Origin of the sequence: Amycolatopsis sp. NPDC051371, from assembly GCF_040682155.1 — a bacterium.
Classification (GTDB): Bacteria; Actinomycetota; Actinomycetes; order Mycobacteriales; family Pseudonocardiaceae; genus Amycolatopsis.
Map to the genome: position 1 here is coordinate 13,083 of NZ_JBFBAG010000055.1, position 18,024 is coordinate 31,106.

Sequence of the window (18,024 nt, forward strand, 5' to 3'; positions counted from 1 at the left end):
GGACCGGGTGTGGCACGGGATCGTCGCATGTCACTCATGCGAGGTCACCCACTCGACGGATGTTTCTCGGTTCAGTCATTCGCCCACCGACCGCCCAATCGGACGAAGGGTCACGAACCGACTCACCCGGCAAGGACATTGGTCCAGACAAGTGTTATCAAAAAGAGACCGAAGCACCGCTGACCGGGAGCTAATTTGTTGTGACTCGCAACGAATGCTCGTGGATCCCCAACGGCGGAGGTGTCACGGCGTGAACCGGACCTTGGACAAGCTTCGACGACGCGGCCCGAGGCTCGCGCTCGTCGCATCGGCACTGCTGGTGGCGGCCGGGCTGAGTGCCCCCGCCGCCCTCGCGGCCGACGACTACACCCAGAGCGTCACCCAGCTCAGTTCGACGCAGCTGCAGCTCAACTTCACCCCGGCGACCCCCGCGGTGTACGTGGACGTCCACTACACCGGCGTGCCCGGCGTCGGCCAGCAGAACGTGCGGATGACCAACGGCTCCGGCACCTGGCGGACCACCGTCAACGGCCTGAGCACCGGGAACACGCTCGACTACTGGTTCACCTACGAGAAGAGCGGCCCGCAGTACGACACCCCGCACTTCACCTACACCGTCGGCGGCAGCTCGACGACGGTCGCGGCACCGACGTTCAGCCCGCCCGGCGGCACGTACTCCTCGGCCCAGACGGTGACCATCAGCAGCGCCACCTCGGGCGCGACCATCCGGTACACCGTGGACGGCTCGACGCCGACCGCGTCCTCGACGCTCTACAGTGGACCGATCAGCGTCCCGAACTCCCGCACGGTCAACGCGATCGCGCTCAAGTCCGGTTCGACGACGTCGGCGGTGTCGAGCGCGAGCTACACGATCGGCACCCAGGCGGGCTGCCCGACGCAGTCCGACACCCCGAACTTCGGGTCCAACGTGCGGATCTTCGACCCGAGCATGTCCGCGGCGACGATCCAGGCGCAGCTGGACACCGACTTCAACAACCAGAAGGACACGCTCACCGCGCAGTTCGCGGACCGGCGCGTCGCCCACCTGTTCAAGCCGGGCACGTACAACAACGTGCACGACAACGTCGGCTTCTACACCTCGGTGGCCGGTCTAGGGCAGAACCCCGGTGACGTCCTGATCAACGGCGACGTCACGGTCGACGCCTTCAACGCCTCCGACAACGGCGTCGCGCTGCAGAACTTCTGGCGCTCGGCGGAGAACATGGCGGTCAACCCCTCCGGTGGCCAGGAGCGCTGGGCCGTCGCGCAGGCCGCGCCGTTCCGCCGGATGGACGTCCGCGGCGGGCTGCAGCTGTACCCGGCGAGCTACGGCTTCGCCAGCGGCGGCTACATCGCCGACACGAAGGTGGCCGGCCAGGCCGCGTCGATCTCGCAGCAGCAGTGGTACACCCGCGACTCGCAGCTCGGCAGCTGGAACGGCGGCGTCTGGAACATGGTCTTCTCCGGCACCAGCGGCGCGCCGGCGAACACGTTCCCGAACCCGCCGGAGACCACCCTCTCCACGACCCCGGTCTCGCGCGACGTGCCTTACCTCTACGTCGACGGCACCGGCAAGTACCGCGTGTTCCTACCTTCCTTGCGCACCAACGCTTCCGGCCCGAGCTGGGCGAACGGCAGCACCCCGGGCACCTCGGCGCCGATGAGCCAGTTCTACGTCGTCAAGTCCGGCGACACGGCGTCGTCGATCAACAACGCGCTCGCCGCGGGCTGCAACCTGTTCTTCACGCCGGGCATCTACCACCTCAACCAGACGCTCAACGTGACCCGCGCCAACACGACGATCCTCGGCATCGGCTACCCGACGCTGGTGCCGGACAACGGCGTCAACGCGATGCAGGTGTCCGATGTGGACGGCGTGCGGCTCAAGGGCCTGCTCTTCGACGCGGGCACGACGAACTCGCAGGCCCTGCTCACGGTCGGGCAGTCCGGGTCGTCGGCTTCGCACGCGTCGAACCCGACGACGGTCCAGGACGTGTTCTTCCGGATCGGCGGCTCGATCGCCGGCAAGGCGACGAACAGCCTGATCGTCAACAGCGCCAACACGGTCATCGACCACATCTGGGCGTGGCGGGCCGACCACGGCAACGGCGGCACCGTCGGGTGGAACACGAACACCGCCGACACCGGGCTCGTGGTCAACGGCGCGAACGTGCTGGCCACCGGCCTGTTCGTCGAGCACTACCAGAAGTACCAGGTGATCTGGAACGGCCAGGGCGGGAAGACGATCTTCTTCCAGAACGAGATGCCCTACGACGTGCCGAACCAGGCGTCGTGGAACGCGCCATCCGGCGTCGCCGGGTACGCCGCCTACAAGGTCGGGGCGAACGTGACGTCCCACGAGGCGTGGGGTGTCGGGAGCTACTGCTTCTTCGACACGAACCCGGCGGTGTCCAGCTACCACGCGTTCGAGGTGCCGAACAACTCCGGCGTCCGGTTCCACAGCCTGCTGTCGGTGTCGCTCAACTACCGCGGCACGATCACCCACGTCATCAACGACACCGGCGGCGTCACGCCTTCGGGCACGGTGCCGGTGAACGTGGTGAGCTACCCGTAACCGGGTGAAGCAGCGGCCCCCGCACCGGACCCGACCCCGGTGCGGGGGCTGCTGTGTTTCAGGCGATGTGCAGCACGGCATCGGCGTTCTCGAGCAGCTCTCGGGTGAGCGGCGCGTACCGGTAGTCGACGTCTTCCCGGGTGCGGCCGGCCGGGATTTCGCTGGTCAGCTGCCACGTCTTGGTTTCGCGCTGCAGCCGGCCTTCGTAGGTGTCCGCGGCCGGCTCGCCGAGGCCGAGGGCTTCGCTGTGGCCGAGGCTGCCGGCGATGAAGGCGTACCGGTCGCGAAGCCGCGACGCGACGATCGCCCCCGCGCCGGATCCCAGGTGGGCGTTGTGCGCGAACACCAGGGTCCGGCCAGGCGTCGAGCCGTGGATGTCCAGGAGGTTCCGGGCCATGATGACCGCTCGGGCGCTCGCGAGGCGGGCGATCCTCGTGTCCCGGTCCCCGGGCAGCGCCGACGCCGCGTGGTAGCGCAGCAGATCGAGCCCGGCGTTCGCGTGGATCCGGGCGCGGTTCCCCTCCGCGGTCTCGATGCGGGCGTCGAGGGCCATGAGGAGGTCGTCCGCGATGACCCGCAGCTCGCGGGCCTCGGGTGACGCGCCGGGCGACACGGCCGGGTCGAGGATCGCTTCGGAGCGGCTCCAGCGTTCGTCGTCGCCGGCGAGGGCGGCGATGTCGATGTCGAGGCCCAGGTAGTCGCGGGCGTGTTCGAGGTAGGCGCGGGGGCTCGGTGCGCTGAACATCTCGGTCGGGGCGTCGAAGCCGTGGAAGGTCAGCGGTTCGTCGGCGGTCTCGTTGTACTCGTGCAGCCAGGCGAGCAGCTGCCGGTTGGCGTCCACCTCGCCGAAGCCGTGCGAGAACCCGCCGTCGAGCGCGGCGACGCGATCGGTCTCCAGCGCGATCGACCGGAAGCCGTGGGCCGTGAGCTGCGCGAACAGCTCGTTGCGGATCCGTGCGAAGGCCGGTTCGAAGTGCGTCGGCTCGCCGAGCGCGAGCAGTTCGGCCGTGAAGTCCGTGATGTCCATGTGGTTGAATCGTATCCTTGAACACTCGGTTGAGACCTGCTGACCTCGCCCGTGAGCACGGCATCTCCACGCAGGCGGTCCGCAACTACGAGCAGGACGGCTTTCTGCCGCCGGCCACGCGCACCCCGAGCGGCTACCGGGTTTACACCTCGGCGCACGCGGCGGCACTGCGCACTTTCCTCGCGCTGGTGTCTGCGTACGGGCACGCGACGGCCGGCGGGATCATGCACGCCGTCCACGACGACGACCTCGGCCGCGCCCTGACGCTCGTCGACCGCGGGCACCTGCAGCTGCTGCGCGACCGGGAAACCCTCGACGCGGTGCGGAAGGCCATCAGCCACCTGACCACCGCGGCAGCCCCGCAACCGGCCGGACCCGGCTGGTCGATCGGCGAGCTGGCCCACCGGCTCGGCGTCACCGCGGCGACCATCCGGGCCTGGGAACGCGCGGGCATCCTCGTCCCGGCGCGCAATCGCGCCACCGGCTACCGGGTCTTTCAGGCCGCGGACATCCGCGACGCGGAGCTGACGCACCTGCTCAGACGCGGCGGCTACCCCCTGGAACACATCGCGACGGTGGTCGGCCAGGTCCGCACCGCCGGCGGCACGGAATCGCTGGTCGACGCGCTGCAGACCTGGCAGGAGAAGCTCACCGCGCGGGGCGTCGCGATGCTCGACGCGGCCGCCCGGCTCAGCGAGTACTTGCGAGAGCGGCGTCCACGACCCGCTCGATGAACGCGTCGTCCAGGGGTTCCCGCGACAGCAAACGCCGGTAGAACAACGGGCCCAGGAAGAGGTCCGCGACGAACTCGGGGCGCTTGATCTCCCCGCGTCCGACCGCCCGCGCCACGGCTTCGTACACCGGCTTCCGGCGCTGGGCGGTGAAGTCCGCGAGCACCGCCGCCAGACCGGGGTCCCGCTCGGCGGTGTCGATCAGACCGGGGATGAGCGCCGACGTCGGGGGCGTGTGGAGGATGCCGTCGAGGTCGTGCGCGAACGCCACGAGGTCGCCGCGCAGGCTGCCCGTGTCGGATGGCGCCGCCGGCGGCACGATCGACTCCACCGCCGCTTTGAGCACCGCGTGCTTGTCAGGCCACTGCCGGTAGATCGTCGTCTTCGCCGCGCCGGAGCGGGCCGAGATCGCCTCGACCGTCGCGCCCGCGAAACCGTGCTCGACCAGCAGCTCGACCGCCGCGTCGAGGATCGCGCGCCGCGACCGGGCCACCCGTGGATCCGCCACCTGACCTCCTTGCGCGCATTCTAGCACTTTCGCTACGCTACGGTAGCGTAGCGAAACTCCGTCGAGAGGGTCCCGCCATGAAGTTCGGCATCGAGCTGCCCACCGCCACGTCCGGCATGATGCACCCGGTCCCGTTCGCCGCCCCGCGGCAGCTGGTCGACCTCGCGGTCGAGGCCGAGCAGCTCGGCTACCACGACGCCGGCGGCAACGACCACCTGTCCACGATGGACTTCATCCGGCGCGCCTGGCCGGACCCACCCGACTTCTACGAGCCCTTGATCGTGCTGGCGCAGGTCGCCGCGCGGACGTCGGTGCTACGGCTCACCACCGGCATCATGGTGCTGACGCTGCGGGACCCGGTCCTCCTGGCGAAACAGGTCGCGACGCTCGACCAGCTCAGCGGCGGCCGCGTCACGCTCGGCGTCGCGGTCGGCGGCTACCGCGACGAGTTCGAAGCCGTCACGCCCGACCTCCGGCACGCCGACCGCGCCCGGCTGATGCGGGAGCGCATCGAGGCCCTACGTCTCTTGTGGACGGAACGAAATGCCTCCTATCACGGCGAATCCGTCCGGTTCGAGAACGTCGAATCGTTCCCCAAACCGCTCCAGTCGCCGCTGCCGGTCTACTCGGGGGGCAATGTGGACGGTTCGCTGCGACGCGCGGCCGAGCTGTGCGACGGTTGGCTGCCGGCCAAGATGAGTCCACAAGGGATCACTGCCGGACGGGCGAAACTGGCGGAGTACGCCCGCGCGGCGGGGCGCGACCCGCGGGCGATCGCGACGGCCCTGCAGTCGGTCGTCTGCCTCGGCCCCACGCGCGAAGCGGCGCGGGAGACGTTCCGGAACTCGTCGTTCGACCTGTTCCGGAAGTCGCTGGCGAAGACCATGACCAAGGGCGTCGACCAGGACGAGTACTTCGACCTGAACCTGATCGGCACGCCGGACGAGGTGTGCGAGAAGGTCGCGGCCTACGCGGCGGCGGGCGTGGCGCACCTGACGGCGCTGCTGTTCGTCGGCAACACCGTCGAGGAGATGCGCGCGCAGATCCGGTGGTTCGCCGACGAGGTCGTGGCCGCGTTCCCCTGATCAGCGCCGCGGGTGCAGCCGGTCGTACTCGAGCGCGGCCGAGTGCTGGGTGCGCACGGGCAGGGACTTCTCCTTGTCCTCGTCGTCGACGTCGTTGAGCCCGAGCTGCACGGCCTGCCGGATCTGCTCGCGGTTGTCGCGCACGACGGCGGAGAAGAAGTCGTCGATCCGCGGGTCGACGAGCACTTCGAGCAGCACGCGGAACGACGTGTCGACGACGGTCCGCACGATCTCGTCGTGGAACGGCAGCCGCTTGAGCTTCCCGAGCTGCGGGTCCTCGGCGATCTTCTCGGCGATGATCGTGCGCAGCTCGCCCTTGTTGGCGTCGAGCGACTTGGCGAGGTTCTCGGGGTAGTTGCCGGTTTCCAGCACCTTGACGACCTCGTCGAGCACCGCGATGGTGATCGGTTTCTTGATGGCCTTGACGATCGGCTCGGACAGCTTGTCGACGAGCCGGTAGGTGAACTGCTCCCCGAGGGCCCGGTCCGCGGCCCGCCCGATCCGCACGAGCAGCAGCACGACGCTGACGAACTTGTGCGCGACCATCGCGGGGTGCGCGACGGGGATCATGGCGAACAGCTCGTACCAGTTGCGCACCAGGAACTTCTTGGCCCACCGGCGTTTCCGCCACCGCCACAGGAACTCGAGGAGGAAGACCCCGCAGATCCCGCAGTCGACGTAGAAGATGACGAGCCCGACATCCCGCACGGGCGGGCTGAGCACCATGAACCCGAGCAACCCCACCGACCCGGCGGCAAGGACGAGCATGATCCAGTCATCGGCCCGCACGTTCCCGGGCATGATCCCACTGTTGAGCTCCGGCTCGCGCGCGTGGCGAAGGGTGGCCATGCCCGATGATGGCACGCACGGCGCCGAAGAGCCGGATCACCGCCCCGGCCGCAGCCTCCTCATCCGGACGGCGACCAGCGCCGTGCAAGCGGCCGCCGAGAGCAGCAGCGCGCCGGCCGAGCCCAGCCACCACGGCCAGTCGTGGGTCCACAGCCGATCCGGCGTCCCCACCTGCGGGAGATCCACTGTGGAAGCCCCGGCGGCGTAACCCCACCGCGCGGGCGCGAGCCAGGACAGCTGGGCCAGCACCGGCCGCCCGGCGACCGGGATCATCCCGCCGCACAGCACCAGCTGGGCCATCACCGTCACGACGAGCACGGGCGTCGTCTGTTCGAGCGAGCGCACCAGCGCCGACCCGAGCAGGCTCAGCAGGCAGGAGGCCAGCGCGGTCAGCCAGACCGCGACCGCGAGCTCGGCGACCGGCCGGGACAGCAGGACCGCGTCGACCGGCCCCGGCTTGACCGTCGTGACGACGCCGACGAGCACCGCGGACTGCACGGCCGCGACCAGCGTGAAGACCACGGTTTTCGCAAGCGCGTACGCGCCGGGCCGCAGGCCGACGGCCCGTTCGCGCAGGAAGATCGCCCGCTCGGCGATCGCCTCCCGCGCCGACGCCGCCGCCCCCATGAACGCCGCCCCGACGAAGACCAGCACGAGCATCTGCGCGGCTTCCGTCGGATGCTCGGGCACCGACCGCCGCAGCCCCTCGTGACCGGGTACCGCCAACGCGAGCACGGCCAGCACGACCGGGACGAGCAGCAGGAACAGGGCGTACCCGGGATCGGCGAAGATCAGCCGCAGGTGCCGGGCGGCGAGCGTGCCGACCTGGTGTCCCAGCCCGGCGTGCACGGCCGGCGGCTCGGCGGAAACCTCCGGCGGCGGCGCGGGACTCACCGGAGCGAGCTGGTGCGGCGGCGCGGTCCCCGCGACCACGCGGTGGAAGATGTCGGCCCAGTCGGCCGTGCCGAACCGCGCCCGCAGTTCCGCGGGCCGCCCGCTGAACACCGGGACACCGCCGGGCGCGAGCAGCAGCACGAGGTCGCAGCCGTCGAGGTGGGTGACGTTGTGCGTCACCACCACGACCGTCCGGCCGGCGTCGGCGAGCTCGCGCAGCCGCCCCATGATCTGCTTGTCGAGCGCCGGATCCAGGCCGGAGGTCGGCTCGTCCAGCATCAGCAGCGACGGCGCGGTCAGCAGTTCGAGCGCGATCGACACGCGCTTGCGCTGCCCGCCGGACAGGCGGTGGATGGGCGTGCGCGCGTGCTCGGTCAGCTCGACTTCGGCGAGCGTCTCGGTCACCCGGCGGCGGCGGGCCGCCGCGCCGGTGTCGTCGGGCAGCCGCAGCTTGGCCGCGTAGGACAGGGCACTGCGGGCGGTCAGTCGCGTGTGGACGACGTCGTCCTGCGGCACGACCCCGACGCGCCGCGCCACCGCCGACCGCTGCCGGTGCATGTCGTAGCCGTCGTAGGTGATGCGCCCGCTGGTCGGCGCGACCTCGCCCGCGAGCACCTTGAGCAGCGTCGACTTGCCCGCGCCCGACGGCCCGACGACGGCGACCAGCTGCCCGGGCCGCAGGTCCAGCGAGACACCCGACAGCAGCGACCGGCCCCCGACGGCGAACCCGACGTCGTCGGCCACGAGCCGGGTGCGCTCCCCGCCGGTCGCGACGAGGTTGTCGCCGTCGACGCGGAGGTCGGTGGCCCCGACGGTGATCCGGTCCCCGTCGGCGATCGGCGAGCGCCCGGCGACCGGGACGCCGTTGACCAGCGTCGGGTTCCGGCTGCCGAGGTCGGTCAGCCGCCACGCCCCGCCGACGCGTTCCAGCCGGGCGTGGCGGCGGGAGACCTGCAGGTCTCCCAGCACGATGTCGTTGTCGGAGGCCCGGCCGATCGTGATCCGGACCCGGTTGCCGATCCACACGCCGGTCAGCCGGTCGTGGTCGGGGACGTCGGCACCTCGCCGGGCAGGCCCAGCAACTCCGCGGTACCGAGGACGAGGTAGCTTCTGCGGCAGCACTGGCTGTTGCCCGACACGCCTTCGTACTGGAACCGCAGCCGCAGCACGCCACTCACGTCCAAATCGATCGGTGTCGGCGTGCCGTAGGTCACTGGCTTGTTGAAGATCTCCCGGCCGTCGGCGAAGATTTCGAGTTGCATCTTCAGCGACGAATCACCCGCGTTGTCGTCGATGCCGGCGGTCGCGGTGAACCGGCGGAATCCCTTGGAAATGTTGTACTCGACCCCTTGGGTGCTCGTTCCGGAGTCCACGGAGTTTCCCAGCGAGTGCAGGTAGCTCTTGCCCGCGATGTTGGCGTTCTGGTTGGCTTCCCAGTTGCCACTGGCCGGATCGACCGAGTCCAGGTAGACCAGCTGGGCCTGGTGCGCGACGGTCAGCTTCACCGGGCCGCCGATCGCCGCTCCGGCGGCCGGGTCCTGCTCGATCACCGTTCCGTCGGCCGCGGTCGCGTCGATCTTGTCCACAGTGGTCACTTGGATGCCCGGCAGCGCGTCCTGGGCGTCCGCGAGCTTCTTGCCCACCACGTCAGGCATCACACTGGGTTTCGCCGTCGTGGTCGCCGACGGCGAGTCGCTGACGGGTGCGGCCACCGCGGCTGATGTCGTCGGTGCCGCGGTGGGCGCCGGCGATGCCGTGGTCTGCGAAGGCCGGAAGGCGAACCAGCCGCCGGCCAGCAGAGCGAGGACGACGATCAGGGTCAGCACGACCCGGCCTCGGCGACGGCGTTTCGGAGGGGACACGTTCACTCCTGTCGGCATGCTGGGCGAAGTGGTCGCGACGGGACGGCGTGGCGGCGGCGCCGGGGTGCCGTAGACGGTCTGCGTACCCAGGCCCGTCTCGTTGAGGGTCACCGGAGGAGGCGGCGTGGTGAGCGGGAGGACGAGCGGTTCCTTCATCAGCTCCAGCACCAGCGCGTCCAGGATGGTCGCGACCTGCTGAGCCGACTCGGGCCGATCCGACGGCCGCTTCGCCATCAGCCAGGCGAGCACGTCCCACAGCTGGTCGGGCACCCCCGCGGGCCGGCCCGGCATCGCGCTTTCGTGCAGCCGGATCACGGCGAACGTCGACTGGCCGGCGAACGGCGTCACACCGCAGCACAGCTCGTACAGCAGGATGCCGAGCGAGTACAGGTCCGACGCGGGCGTCGCTTCGAGGCCCTTGCCCAGTTCCGGGGCGAGGTACTGCGGAGTCCCGACCAGCAGGGACCGGCGGCCCAGGTCGGTGGCGGTCGCGAGCCGCGAGATGCCGAAGTCCGTCAGGCGCGGCACGGTCCCGTCCATCAGGACGTTCTCCGGCTTGACGTCGCGGTGCACGACGCCGGCCCGGTGCACGGCCGCGAGCGCCGCCGCCACCCCGGCGCCGATGCGGGCGACTTCGGCCGGCAGTAACGACTTCTCCGCCGTCAGCCGGGCCCGCAGATCACCGCCGCCGACCAGGTCCATCACGATCGCCACGGTCTCGCCCTCGACGACCAGGTCGTGCACGCCGACGAGGTTCGGGTGCCGCAGCCCGACCAGGATGGACCGTTCCTGCAGGAACCGCGCCACCAGCTCGGGGTCCTCGACGAGCTCGTCCCGCAGCACCTTGAAGGCGTAGGCCTTCCCCTGCTCGTCGGAGCCGGCGAAGACCCGCCCCATCGCACCCGAGCCCAGCTGGTCGCCCAGCCGGTACCGGCTGCCCAACGCCTTTTCCATGTCGAAGACCTCCAGAACGGTTCAGTCTTCTTCGGGACTTTTCTTCCCGAAGAGGTTGTCGAGGTGGGGAAAGAGCTGCCAGACGAGCACCGGCAGGTTCATCAGCAGCCCGGTGACCCAGGCGCGGTTCCGGAGTTCCGCCCGCCAGCCGAGGGCCTCGCCGATCCGCCGTTCGGCCTCGGCGACGAGCGGGACGGCGGTGGCCTTGTCGCCGGTCAGCATCAGTGCGATCCCGAGGTCGAGCTGGGTCCGCATGGTGTCCGGGTGGTTCGGCCCGATCGATCCCCGCTGCCGGTCGAGCAACGGCCGCAGGATGCCGGCGACCTTGTCGTACTGCTTGAGCTGAGCGTGCGCCTGCGCGGTGGAGTAGCTCAGCCAGTGGTGCAGCGGGTGGTGTTCGCGGAAAACCCGGCCCACCAGCGGTTCCAGCTCCGCGAACTCCCGCACGGCCCGTTTCGGGCGACCGCGCGTAACGGACGTGCGCGCGCACCGGACACCGGCGGCCAGGGTCAGCGGGCTTTCTGGCCCGAGCAACCCGGTCAGCTCGTCGCGGGCGGACCGCAGGTGCGCCTCCAGCGCGTCCCAGTTCTCGTCGCGCACCTTGAGTTCGGTGAGTTCCAGCGACATCTCGGCTTCGGCCTGGACGCCGATCGCCTCCAGCCGCAGCGGATGCCGCTCTTGGTCCGGCTCGTCGTGCTCGCGGATGATCGCTTCGGCGGTCTTCCGCGCCAGCTTGAGCTCACCGAAGATGATCCGCAGCCGGGCCAGTTCGAGCCGGGCCCACGGGTCGGGGTCGTCGGCGTCGAGGAGCGCGAGCGCTTCCCGGAATCGCCCGCGCATCCGCTTCGCGACCGCCATGAACACCCGCGCCTCGGTGTCTCCGTCTTCGGGCATCGAGTCCGGCCAGATCGGGTCCGCCTCGGCGTATCGGCCCAGCTGGTCCAGCGCGCGGGCACAGGTGAGCCGGGCGCGGAACGCGTCCCCGGAGTCCACGAGCGGGCGGCAGACCTTTGCTGCCTCCTCGAAGTCACCGGCGTCGACCAGCGCCGCGGCCGCGGCCACGCGGTCGGCCGGTCCGGCGTCCGCAGCCAGGATTCGTTTCGCCGCTTCCCGCGCGGCCACGACGTCACCCTGGCCGCGGAACCAGTCCAGCCCGATTCGCAGCAACCGGGCCCGCTGCTCGGCGGGCACGCAGTCGTGCTCGGCGAGCGCCGCGGCGTGCTGGTGGAGGCGTCCGGCTTCCCCGGACAACTCGAGCACGGCCGACGCGGTCTTGCGCGTGAGGTCGTCGTCGACGCCCGCGGCGTCGCGGACCAGGGCGTGGATGTCCCATTCGGTCCCGAGGTGGATCAGCAGCGCGCGCCGGGCGAGTTCGGCCACCGCTTCGTCGACCGGTTCGCCCGGCAGCACGCGCCGCACCAGTCCGGCCGGCACGGGTGCCCGGGAGATCGCCGCCGCGATGTGCAGGATCCGTTGCGCGGGCTCCCCGCAGCCGGCCACCGCGTCCGCCAGCACGCCGGTGCCCTTCACGTCGTCGAGGACCTCGGCGAAACCGGCCGGATCGACCGCGCCCCGGCGGTCGCGCAACGCGGTCACCGCGCTCGTCAGGACGATCGGGTGGCCGCCGCACCGCTCGACGAGCCGCCGCACGGCCGCCAGCTCCTCGGGGTCGTCGGACCCGACGATTTCCGTGTACAGCACGGAACCTTCGTCTTCGGAGAAGCCGGTCAGGTCGACGACCGGCGCGGGCCAGTCCAGGTTGCCGGATCTCGTGGTGAGCACCGTCCGGACCAGCGACGTCGGCATCACCAGCTGGTCGAGCACCTCGGCCGGCAGCTCCGACGGCACGTCGTCGAGGATCCACAGCTGTGGTTTCCCGGCGGCTTCGATGCGCCGGGCGACCGCGGCGGGGAGCTGCTCCGGCGGCAGGCCGCGGACATCGGCACCGAGCTCCTCCGCGATCGCGCGGACCTGCTCGTGAAATCGTGCGAGCGCACCGACAGGGTCGTTCTGGCCGAACAGGCCCAGCCACCGCACCCCGCCGGGGAAGGCGTCCCGGAAGAGGAACGCGTACTGCTCGGCCAGGCTGGTCTTCCCGAGCCCGGCGAACCCCCGCACGACGACGAGCGCCGCCGACGTCCGCGGCGTGGTGGCCGGCAGCTCGCGGGCGTGCAGCGCGCTGTGGATCGCCCAGAGCTGGCGGTACCGCCCGACGAACTGCCGGGGCCGCAACAGGCGGGGCAGCACCGGTGCCGTGCTGCGCACCGAGCCCAGCGGGGTCGCCGCCGCCCGGACCAGCTCGGCGATCCGCTCGACGGTGGCCGCGCGTTCCCGGTCGTTCTTCGGCCGGCCGGCGTAAGCGGCGTCTTCCAGCTCGACCGGGGCGATGTGGTTGCCGTCGGATTCGGGGTTCACGACGAGCACCCGGCGCCGGGGATCGCCGAGGCGCTGCGCCGCGAGGAAGGCGGACGTCAGCTCCCATTGGCAGGCGTACCGGGTCGGGAACCGGCGCGAATAGTAGGCGAGCAGCACCTTCGACTCGGCGAGCGCGGCGTCGAGCCGTTCCGTGATGCCCTCGAAGCGCCGGATCTCCTTGTCCCGGAAGACTCGCAGCCCGGCTTTTTCGAGGGCGTCCTGGAGCGCGTTCACCTCGACGCTGTCCGCCCAGGTGAAGCTGAGGAAGATGTCGTAGGGCCCGGTCACGCCACGCCTCCCGCGCAAGTGAAGTCGTCCAGCCAGCTGATCCGGGGGAAGCCGAACGCCTCGACGGCGGCGCGCGGTGACGTGAGAGCCTCCGCTGCTTCCGCGCGCAGAACCAGTTCGCCGTCGACGTTGTGGACCGAGAGCGGCACCGTCACGCGGCCGGACTTCCCGAGCGGGAGCTCGAGCCGGCAACCGTCCCATGTGGACACGATGAGCAGCCCGGGCGGAGCCTCGCCCGGCGGGAACACCGCGATCACGACCAGCCGCACGAGCTGCCGGACCTGCCGCAGATCGGCCGACACCGAACGACGACGCACCGCGAGGAACGGCGTGCGCGACGCGGTCGTCCCCGAGCCGAGGTAGGCGGACCGGCCGTCGGCCAGTTCGTACGCACAGCCGAGGGCCGCGGCCCCACTCACGGCTTCGGCGGTCAGCAGCCCGATCGCGCTCTGCAGGCGGTCCAGGGTGACGGCCGGCGTCTTCGGCCCGAGTTGCAGCCGTCGGCCGGCGCCGAGCCGCACCACCGGCCGTCCGGGCCGGCCGGCCCGGCGAGCCGGCAGCGCGGGCCGCGTGTCCGGCAGCGCCGACCGGAGGGCGAAGTCGAGCGACGCACCGCGGAGGCCGGCACTTTCACGTGAAAGCGACGCCGGTGCGACATCGAGGTCGAGCGAGACACCATCGAATGCGCCGCTTTCACGTGAAACCTGCGCGGGTGCGGCATCGAGGTCGAGCGACGCACCGCCGACCACCACCGGTTCGGCGTCGAGGTCCAGCGGCGCGTCGCTGACCACCGGTGCGGCCGCCCTGCGCCGCCGCCGGAGGAACGTCAGATCACCGCGGGGCGCCGCCCGGCCGGGAGCCGTGAAGTCGAGGGTCATCGCAGCACCCCGTAGTCCTCGGCCAGCGCCGCGATCCCCGCCCGATAACCCTCGCCGAGCACCTTGAACTTCCAGCCGCCGTTGTGCCGGTAGACCTCGCCCAGCGCCAGCGCGGTCTCGCCGTCGAGCGCGGGCGCGAGGTTCTCCGACCGGACCAGCTCCCGGTCGTTCCGGGGGTCGAGCCCGCGCACGGTCAGCGTCCGGAGCCGGCCGAGGCCGCGGCGCAGGCCGTTGCCCTCGTTGGCGTACAGCACCGCGACGATCCGCGAGACGTCGTCGGGCACCGCGCCGAACACGACCTCGACCTGCTCGGCGTCGTCCCCGGACAGCGCCACCGACCGGCTCGGTTCGGTCAGCTGGTTGAAGAAGACGAAGTGCTCCGCCGAGCGGGCCCGGCGCGCGCCGTCGCAGAGGATCGCGGCCATGACCAGGCTGTCGGCCAGCGCCGGTTCCGGGCCCGCTTCCCACCGGACGCCGAGGACGACGCCGGGCAGGTCCGGGATTTCGCGGGTCAGCTCGACGTTCGAGCCGCGTCTGAGAGCAGCCATCACAGGTCCAGGTCGGAGTTCGAGAACTTGGTGCGGAGGAACATCTCCTGGGTGCGCAGGGCGTCCGTGGCCCGGCCGCGCTCGGCTTCCTGGAGCAGGATCACCTCGTCCAGCAGCGATTCGAGCTGGCCGAGCAGGGACCCGCTCGCGGTGTCGCCCACGCGGAGGAACGCGTCCAGGGTCGTCGGCAGGTGGTCGGTCACGATCCCGGCGATCGCGCCGCGCGTGCGGGCGTCCGGCGTCGTGTCGTCGCCGGTCAGCTCGGCCAGCACGTCGGTGATCTCCCGCGCGGTGACCACGGCCGAGGGCGGCAGCCCGCCCGAACGCGCGTTCACGAACCGGATCAGTGATGCGAGCTCGGCCCGCAACGCCTCCGGTGTGTCGTCCGGAGGCGCCTCGGCGGGCATCGGGAAGAGCTCGGTTTCCCTGCGCAGCCAGGCCATCGGCTCACCTCGTGCCCTCGTGCCGGCGGGTGCGCTCGAGGTAGGGCTTGGCGCGGTCGAGCTGGCCCTGCAGCGCGGCGACCGTGTCCGCCATCGAGTCCGTCGCCTGGGCCCGGAACGTGTCCAGCGCGTCCATGGTCGCGAAGACGTTGTCGAACGCGGCCTGCAGCTTCCCGATCTCGATCGTGGACGACGCCGCCTGCTGGTTGATCTCGGCGCCCTGCTGCTGGAGCTGGCGGGAAGTCGCCTCGATCAGGTCCGACGTCGTCGCGTTCAACGCCGTGACCTGCTGCAGGACGAGCTTCTGGCGGGCCAGCGCCTGCGAGACGATGACCGCGGTGCGCAACGCCGAGATGGTGGTCGTCTGCGCCCGGTCGACACCCTTGATCAGCTCGACGTTGTTGCGGCGGACCAGGTCGAGAGCCATGTACCCCTGCACGGCGACCGCCATCTGGGTCAGGATGTCCTGCCGCCGCTGCCGGACGCCGAACAGCGCGTCGGACTTGAGCGTGTCCGCCTCCTCGGTCCGGCCGAGCGCCTGGAGGTCCGAGACCTTCCGCTCGATCTCGGCGTCGAGCGCGCCGGCGAGCTCGTTGTACTCGGTGAGCTTGCCCATCGAGGCCCAGAGGTTGGCCTTCTCCGTGTCGATGCTCGCGTTGTCCTTGCGGAGGTCGTCCTGGCCGGAGTCGAGCGACCGGATGATGGCGTCGATGTGCGACTGCGCGGTCTGGTACTTGGCGAAGTACCGGTCGACGCGGTCGCCGCCGGGCAGGAACTTCAGCAGCCTGCGCACGCCCTTGAGGTCGGCCCGGTTCGGGTCGAGCTCGGTGATCGTCGAGCGCAGGTCGATGAGCGTCGCGGACACGCGGGTCTGCGCGTCGTCCCGGGGCACGCCCTTGCCCGGCAGCTTGGCGGCGGGCCGGTCGAGCATCCGGTTCGACATCCCCGCCGCCGCCCGCATGTCCCGGTCGCCCATCGACGTGATGCCCTGGATCTTCTGGGCGTAGACCGGCGAGTGGAAGTCCAGCTCGGCCAGCTCCGCGACGAACGCACGGGCCTTGTGCCGCAGTTCCGCGCGCTTCGCGGGGTCCATCGGCACGGCGCCGGCCGCCTCCTGCTCGTCGACGACCCGGACCGGGGCCGGCGGCGCGAGCAGCAGCCCGCTCCCGGACGGCTGCTGCGCGGCCGGCGGCGTCAGTGGCCCGCCGAGCTCGAGATCCGACATCGGAACACCTCCTGGTTCTGGGTCTGGGTCGCCGGTCGCGGTCAGAGGTGGCGGGACACGGCCGGCAGCAGGTCCCGGAACGTCTTGCCGGTGGCGGCCGCCCCGATGGCGGTCATCGCCCAGCCGCCGGGTTCGCGGGTCAGTTTCGCCATGATCTGGGCGGTGTGCCGGCCGGACCCCGAGAGGTCATAGCGGGCGATCTCGTCTTCGTTCGTCTCGTCGACCAGCCGGCAGTACGCGTTCTCGATCTGGGAGAAGTCCTGGCCGGTGAACGAGTTGACGGTGAAGACGATCGTGGTGACCTGGACGGGGACCCGGCCGAGGTCGACGCGGATCGACTCGTCGTCGCCCTCGCCCTCACCGGTGAGGTTGTCGCCGGTGTGGCGCACCGAGCCGTCGGCGCTGTTCAGCTGCTTGAACCAGACCTGGTCGACGAGCCGGTCACCGGCGTCGAAGAGCAGCGCGGACGCGTCGAGATCGATGGTCTGCGCCCGGCTGCCGAACAGGCCGCGCTTGCGCATCGCGTCCCAGCCGAGGCCCATCCGGACCTGCGTCAGCGTGGAGCCGCCGGCCTTGGTCAGCGAGACGCGCTCGCCCTTGCTCAGTGTCACAGTCATTTTCGTGTCCTTTCGAAGGAGGTTCGGCTCAGTGGGCCGAGGTGAGCCGGGGGGCGCCGAGGTCGGCGGCCGGCCGGGTCCGCGACAGCCGCCGGTTGCGGACCACCGACGACAGCAGCGCGGTGCCGATGAACCCGACGCCGACCAGGCCCGTGACGATCTCCGGCACGTCGTACCGGATGGTGCACAGCAGGAGCACCGCGAGCGCCCCGATCGCCCACTGCGCGCCGTGTTCGAGGTAGGCGTATTCGTTGAGCGTGCCGTTGCGGACGAGGAACACCGTCAGGGCACGGATGTAGGCGGCGCCGATGCCCAGGCCGATCGCGATGACGACCGGGTCCGACGTGATGGCGAACGCCCCGACGACGCCGTCGAAGCTGAAGCTCGCGTCCATCACCTCGAGGTAGACGAACAACGTGAAAGCCGCTTTGCCCGCGACGGCCATCGGGCGGGTTCCGCGTTCGCCGTCCGGTTCGAACAGCTCGCTCAGCCCGCTCACGAGCAGGTAGGCGATGAGCCCGAGCGCGCCGGAGACGAGGACGCTCACCGGCTTTCCCGCCGGGGCCAGGAAGTCCGCGGTCAGCAGGAGCGCGCCGGCCGCGACGACCACCGAGATCTGCTTCAGCCTGCCGATCCGCGCGAGCGGGCGCTCCAGCCACGACAGCCAGGTGAGCTCGCGCTCCTCGAAGATGTAGTTCAGGAAGAGCATCAGCAGGAACACCCCGCCGAAGGCCGCGATGGCCGGGTGCGCTTCGTGCAGGACGAAGGCGTACGTACCGGGGGCGTGGATGTCGCCGCCGGCCATCGCGAGGTGGTAGGCCTCGGCCGGCGACAGCTTCGCGGTCAGGCAGACGACCACGACCGGGAACAGCAGCCGCATCCCGACGACCGCCACCAGGATGCCGACCGTCAGGAACAGCCGCTGCCACTTCCGGTTCATCCGCCCGAGCACGCCGGCGTTCACGACGGCGTTGTCGAAGGACAGGGAGATCTCCAGCACCGCGAGCACGGCGACGACGGCCAGGCCGACTGCTCCGCCGTACCAGAACGCCAGCAGCAAGCCGGCCGCGGTGATCGCCAGCGATCCGCCGAATGTCTTCAGCACCATTTCACTCCCGTGTCCGT

15 protein-coding genes are annotated in these 18,024 nt (G+C 70.9%); 3 read left to right on the forward strand and 12 right to left on the reverse strand.

Annotated features, from left to right (window positions below):
• Positions 1 to 250 precede the first annotated feature (250 nt).
• Positions 251 to 2,575, forward strand: a complete 2,325-nt coding sequence (locus AB0M59_RS44450; RefSeq protein ID WP_364627803.1) for a chitobiase/beta-hexosaminidase C-terminal domain-containing protein — start codon at positions 251 to 253, stop codon at positions 2,573 to 2,575.
• A 58-nt stretch (positions 2,576 to 2,633) separates the two neighbouring features.
• On the opposite strand, the gene AB0M59_RS44455 is transcribed toward AB0M59_RS44450, so the two are convergent.
• A complete protein-coding gene (locus AB0M59_RS44455) occupies positions 2,634 to 3,602 on the reverse strand; it encodes an erythromycin esterase family protein (protein ID WP_364627805.1) in 969 nt (322 codons plus the stop codon).
• A 29-nt stretch (positions 3,603 to 3,631) separates the two neighbouring features.
• Between AB0M59_RS44455 and AB0M59_RS44460 the strand changes: the two genes are divergently transcribed.
• A complete protein-coding gene (locus tag AB0M59_RS44460) occupies positions 3,632 to 4,336 on the forward strand; it encodes a TioE family transcriptional regulator (RefSeq protein ID WP_364627806.1) in 705 nt (234 codons plus the stop codon).
• Here AB0M59_RS44460 and AB0M59_RS44465 read toward each other — a convergent pair.
• Entirely contained in the window at positions 4,293 to 4,841 is a 549-nt protein-coding gene (locus tag AB0M59_RS44465; protein WP_364627808.1) for a TetR/AcrR family transcriptional regulator, read from the reverse strand. The genes AB0M59_RS44460 and AB0M59_RS44465 overlap by 44 nt on opposite strands.
• A gap of 77 nt (positions 4,842 to 4,918) precedes the next feature.
• Between AB0M59_RS44465 and AB0M59_RS44470 the strand changes: the two genes are divergently transcribed.
• Positions 4,919 to 5,926, forward strand: a complete 1,008-nt coding sequence (locus AB0M59_RS44470) for an LLM class flavin-dependent oxidoreductase (protein ID WP_364627809.1) — start codon at positions 4,919 to 4,921, stop codon at positions 5,924 to 5,926.
• On the opposite strand, the gene AB0M59_RS44475 is transcribed toward AB0M59_RS44470, so the two are convergent.
• From AB0M59_RS44475 to AB0M59_RS44520, 10 genes are all read right to left on the reverse strand, one after another.
• Positions 5,927 to 6,727, reverse strand: a complete 801-nt coding sequence (locus AB0M59_RS44475) for an ion transporter (protein WP_364627903.1) — start codon at positions 6,725 to 6,727, stop codon at positions 5,927 to 5,929.
• Positions 6,728 to 6,811: 84 nt separating this feature from the next.
• Complete coding sequence (locus AB0M59_RS44480; protein ID WP_364627811.1) at positions 6,812 to 8,695, reverse strand: ATP-binding cassette domain-containing protein; 1,884 nt, start codon at positions 8,693 to 8,695, stop codon at positions 6,812 to 6,814.
• 5 nt (positions 8,696 to 8,700) lie between these two features.
• On the reverse strand, positions 8,701 to 10,485 hold the full coding sequence (locus tag AB0M59_RS44485; protein ID WP_364627813.1) for a protein kinase: 1,785 nt from the start codon (positions 10,483 to 10,485) through the stop codon (positions 8,701 to 8,703).
• A 21-nt stretch (positions 10,486 to 10,506) separates the two neighbouring features.
• Positions 10,507 to 13,188: a TIR domain-containing protein gene (locus tag AB0M59_RS44490; protein ID WP_364627815.1), complete on the reverse strand. Its 2,682-nt coding sequence runs from the start codon at positions 13,186 to 13,188 to the stop codon at positions 10,507 to 10,509.
• Positions 13,185 to 14,066: a hypothetical protein gene (locus tag AB0M59_RS44495; protein WP_364627817.1), complete on the reverse strand. Its 882-nt coding sequence runs from the start codon at positions 14,064 to 14,066 to the stop codon at positions 13,185 to 13,187. Before AB0M59_RS44495 ends, AB0M59_RS44490 begins: the two co-directional genes overlap by 4 nt.
• Positions 14,063 to 14,614 (reverse strand): TerD family protein, encoded by a 552-nt coding sequence (locus tag AB0M59_RS44500; RefSeq protein ID WP_364627819.1) that lies wholly within the window; start codon positions 14,612 to 14,614, stop codon positions 14,063 to 14,065. The genes AB0M59_RS44495 and AB0M59_RS44500 overlap by 4 nt, the downstream gene beginning before the upstream one ends.
• Entirely contained in the window at positions 14,614 to 15,057 is a 444-nt protein-coding gene (locus tag AB0M59_RS44505; RefSeq protein WP_364627821.1) for a hypothetical protein, read from the reverse strand. Before AB0M59_RS44505 ends, AB0M59_RS44500 begins: the two co-directional genes overlap by 1 nt.
• Positions 15,058 to 15,061: 4 nt before the next feature.
• Entirely contained in the window at positions 15,062 to 16,282 is a 1,221-nt protein-coding gene (locus AB0M59_RS44510) for a toxic anion resistance protein (RefSeq protein ID WP_364627823.1), read from the reverse strand.
• A gap of 41 nt (positions 16,283 to 16,323) precedes the next feature.
• Entirely contained in the window at positions 16,324 to 16,899 is a 576-nt protein-coding gene (locus AB0M59_RS44515) for a TerD family protein (protein ID WP_364627824.1), read from the reverse strand.
• Positions 16,900 to 16,927: 28 nt separating this feature from the next.
• Positions 16,928 to 18,007, reverse strand: coding sequence for a DUF475 domain-containing protein (locus AB0M59_RS44520; protein ID WP_364627826.1), 1,080 nt, complete (start codon positions 18,005 to 18,007; stop codon positions 16,928 to 16,930).
• Between the last annotated feature and the right edge of the window lie 17 nt (positions 18,008 to 18,024).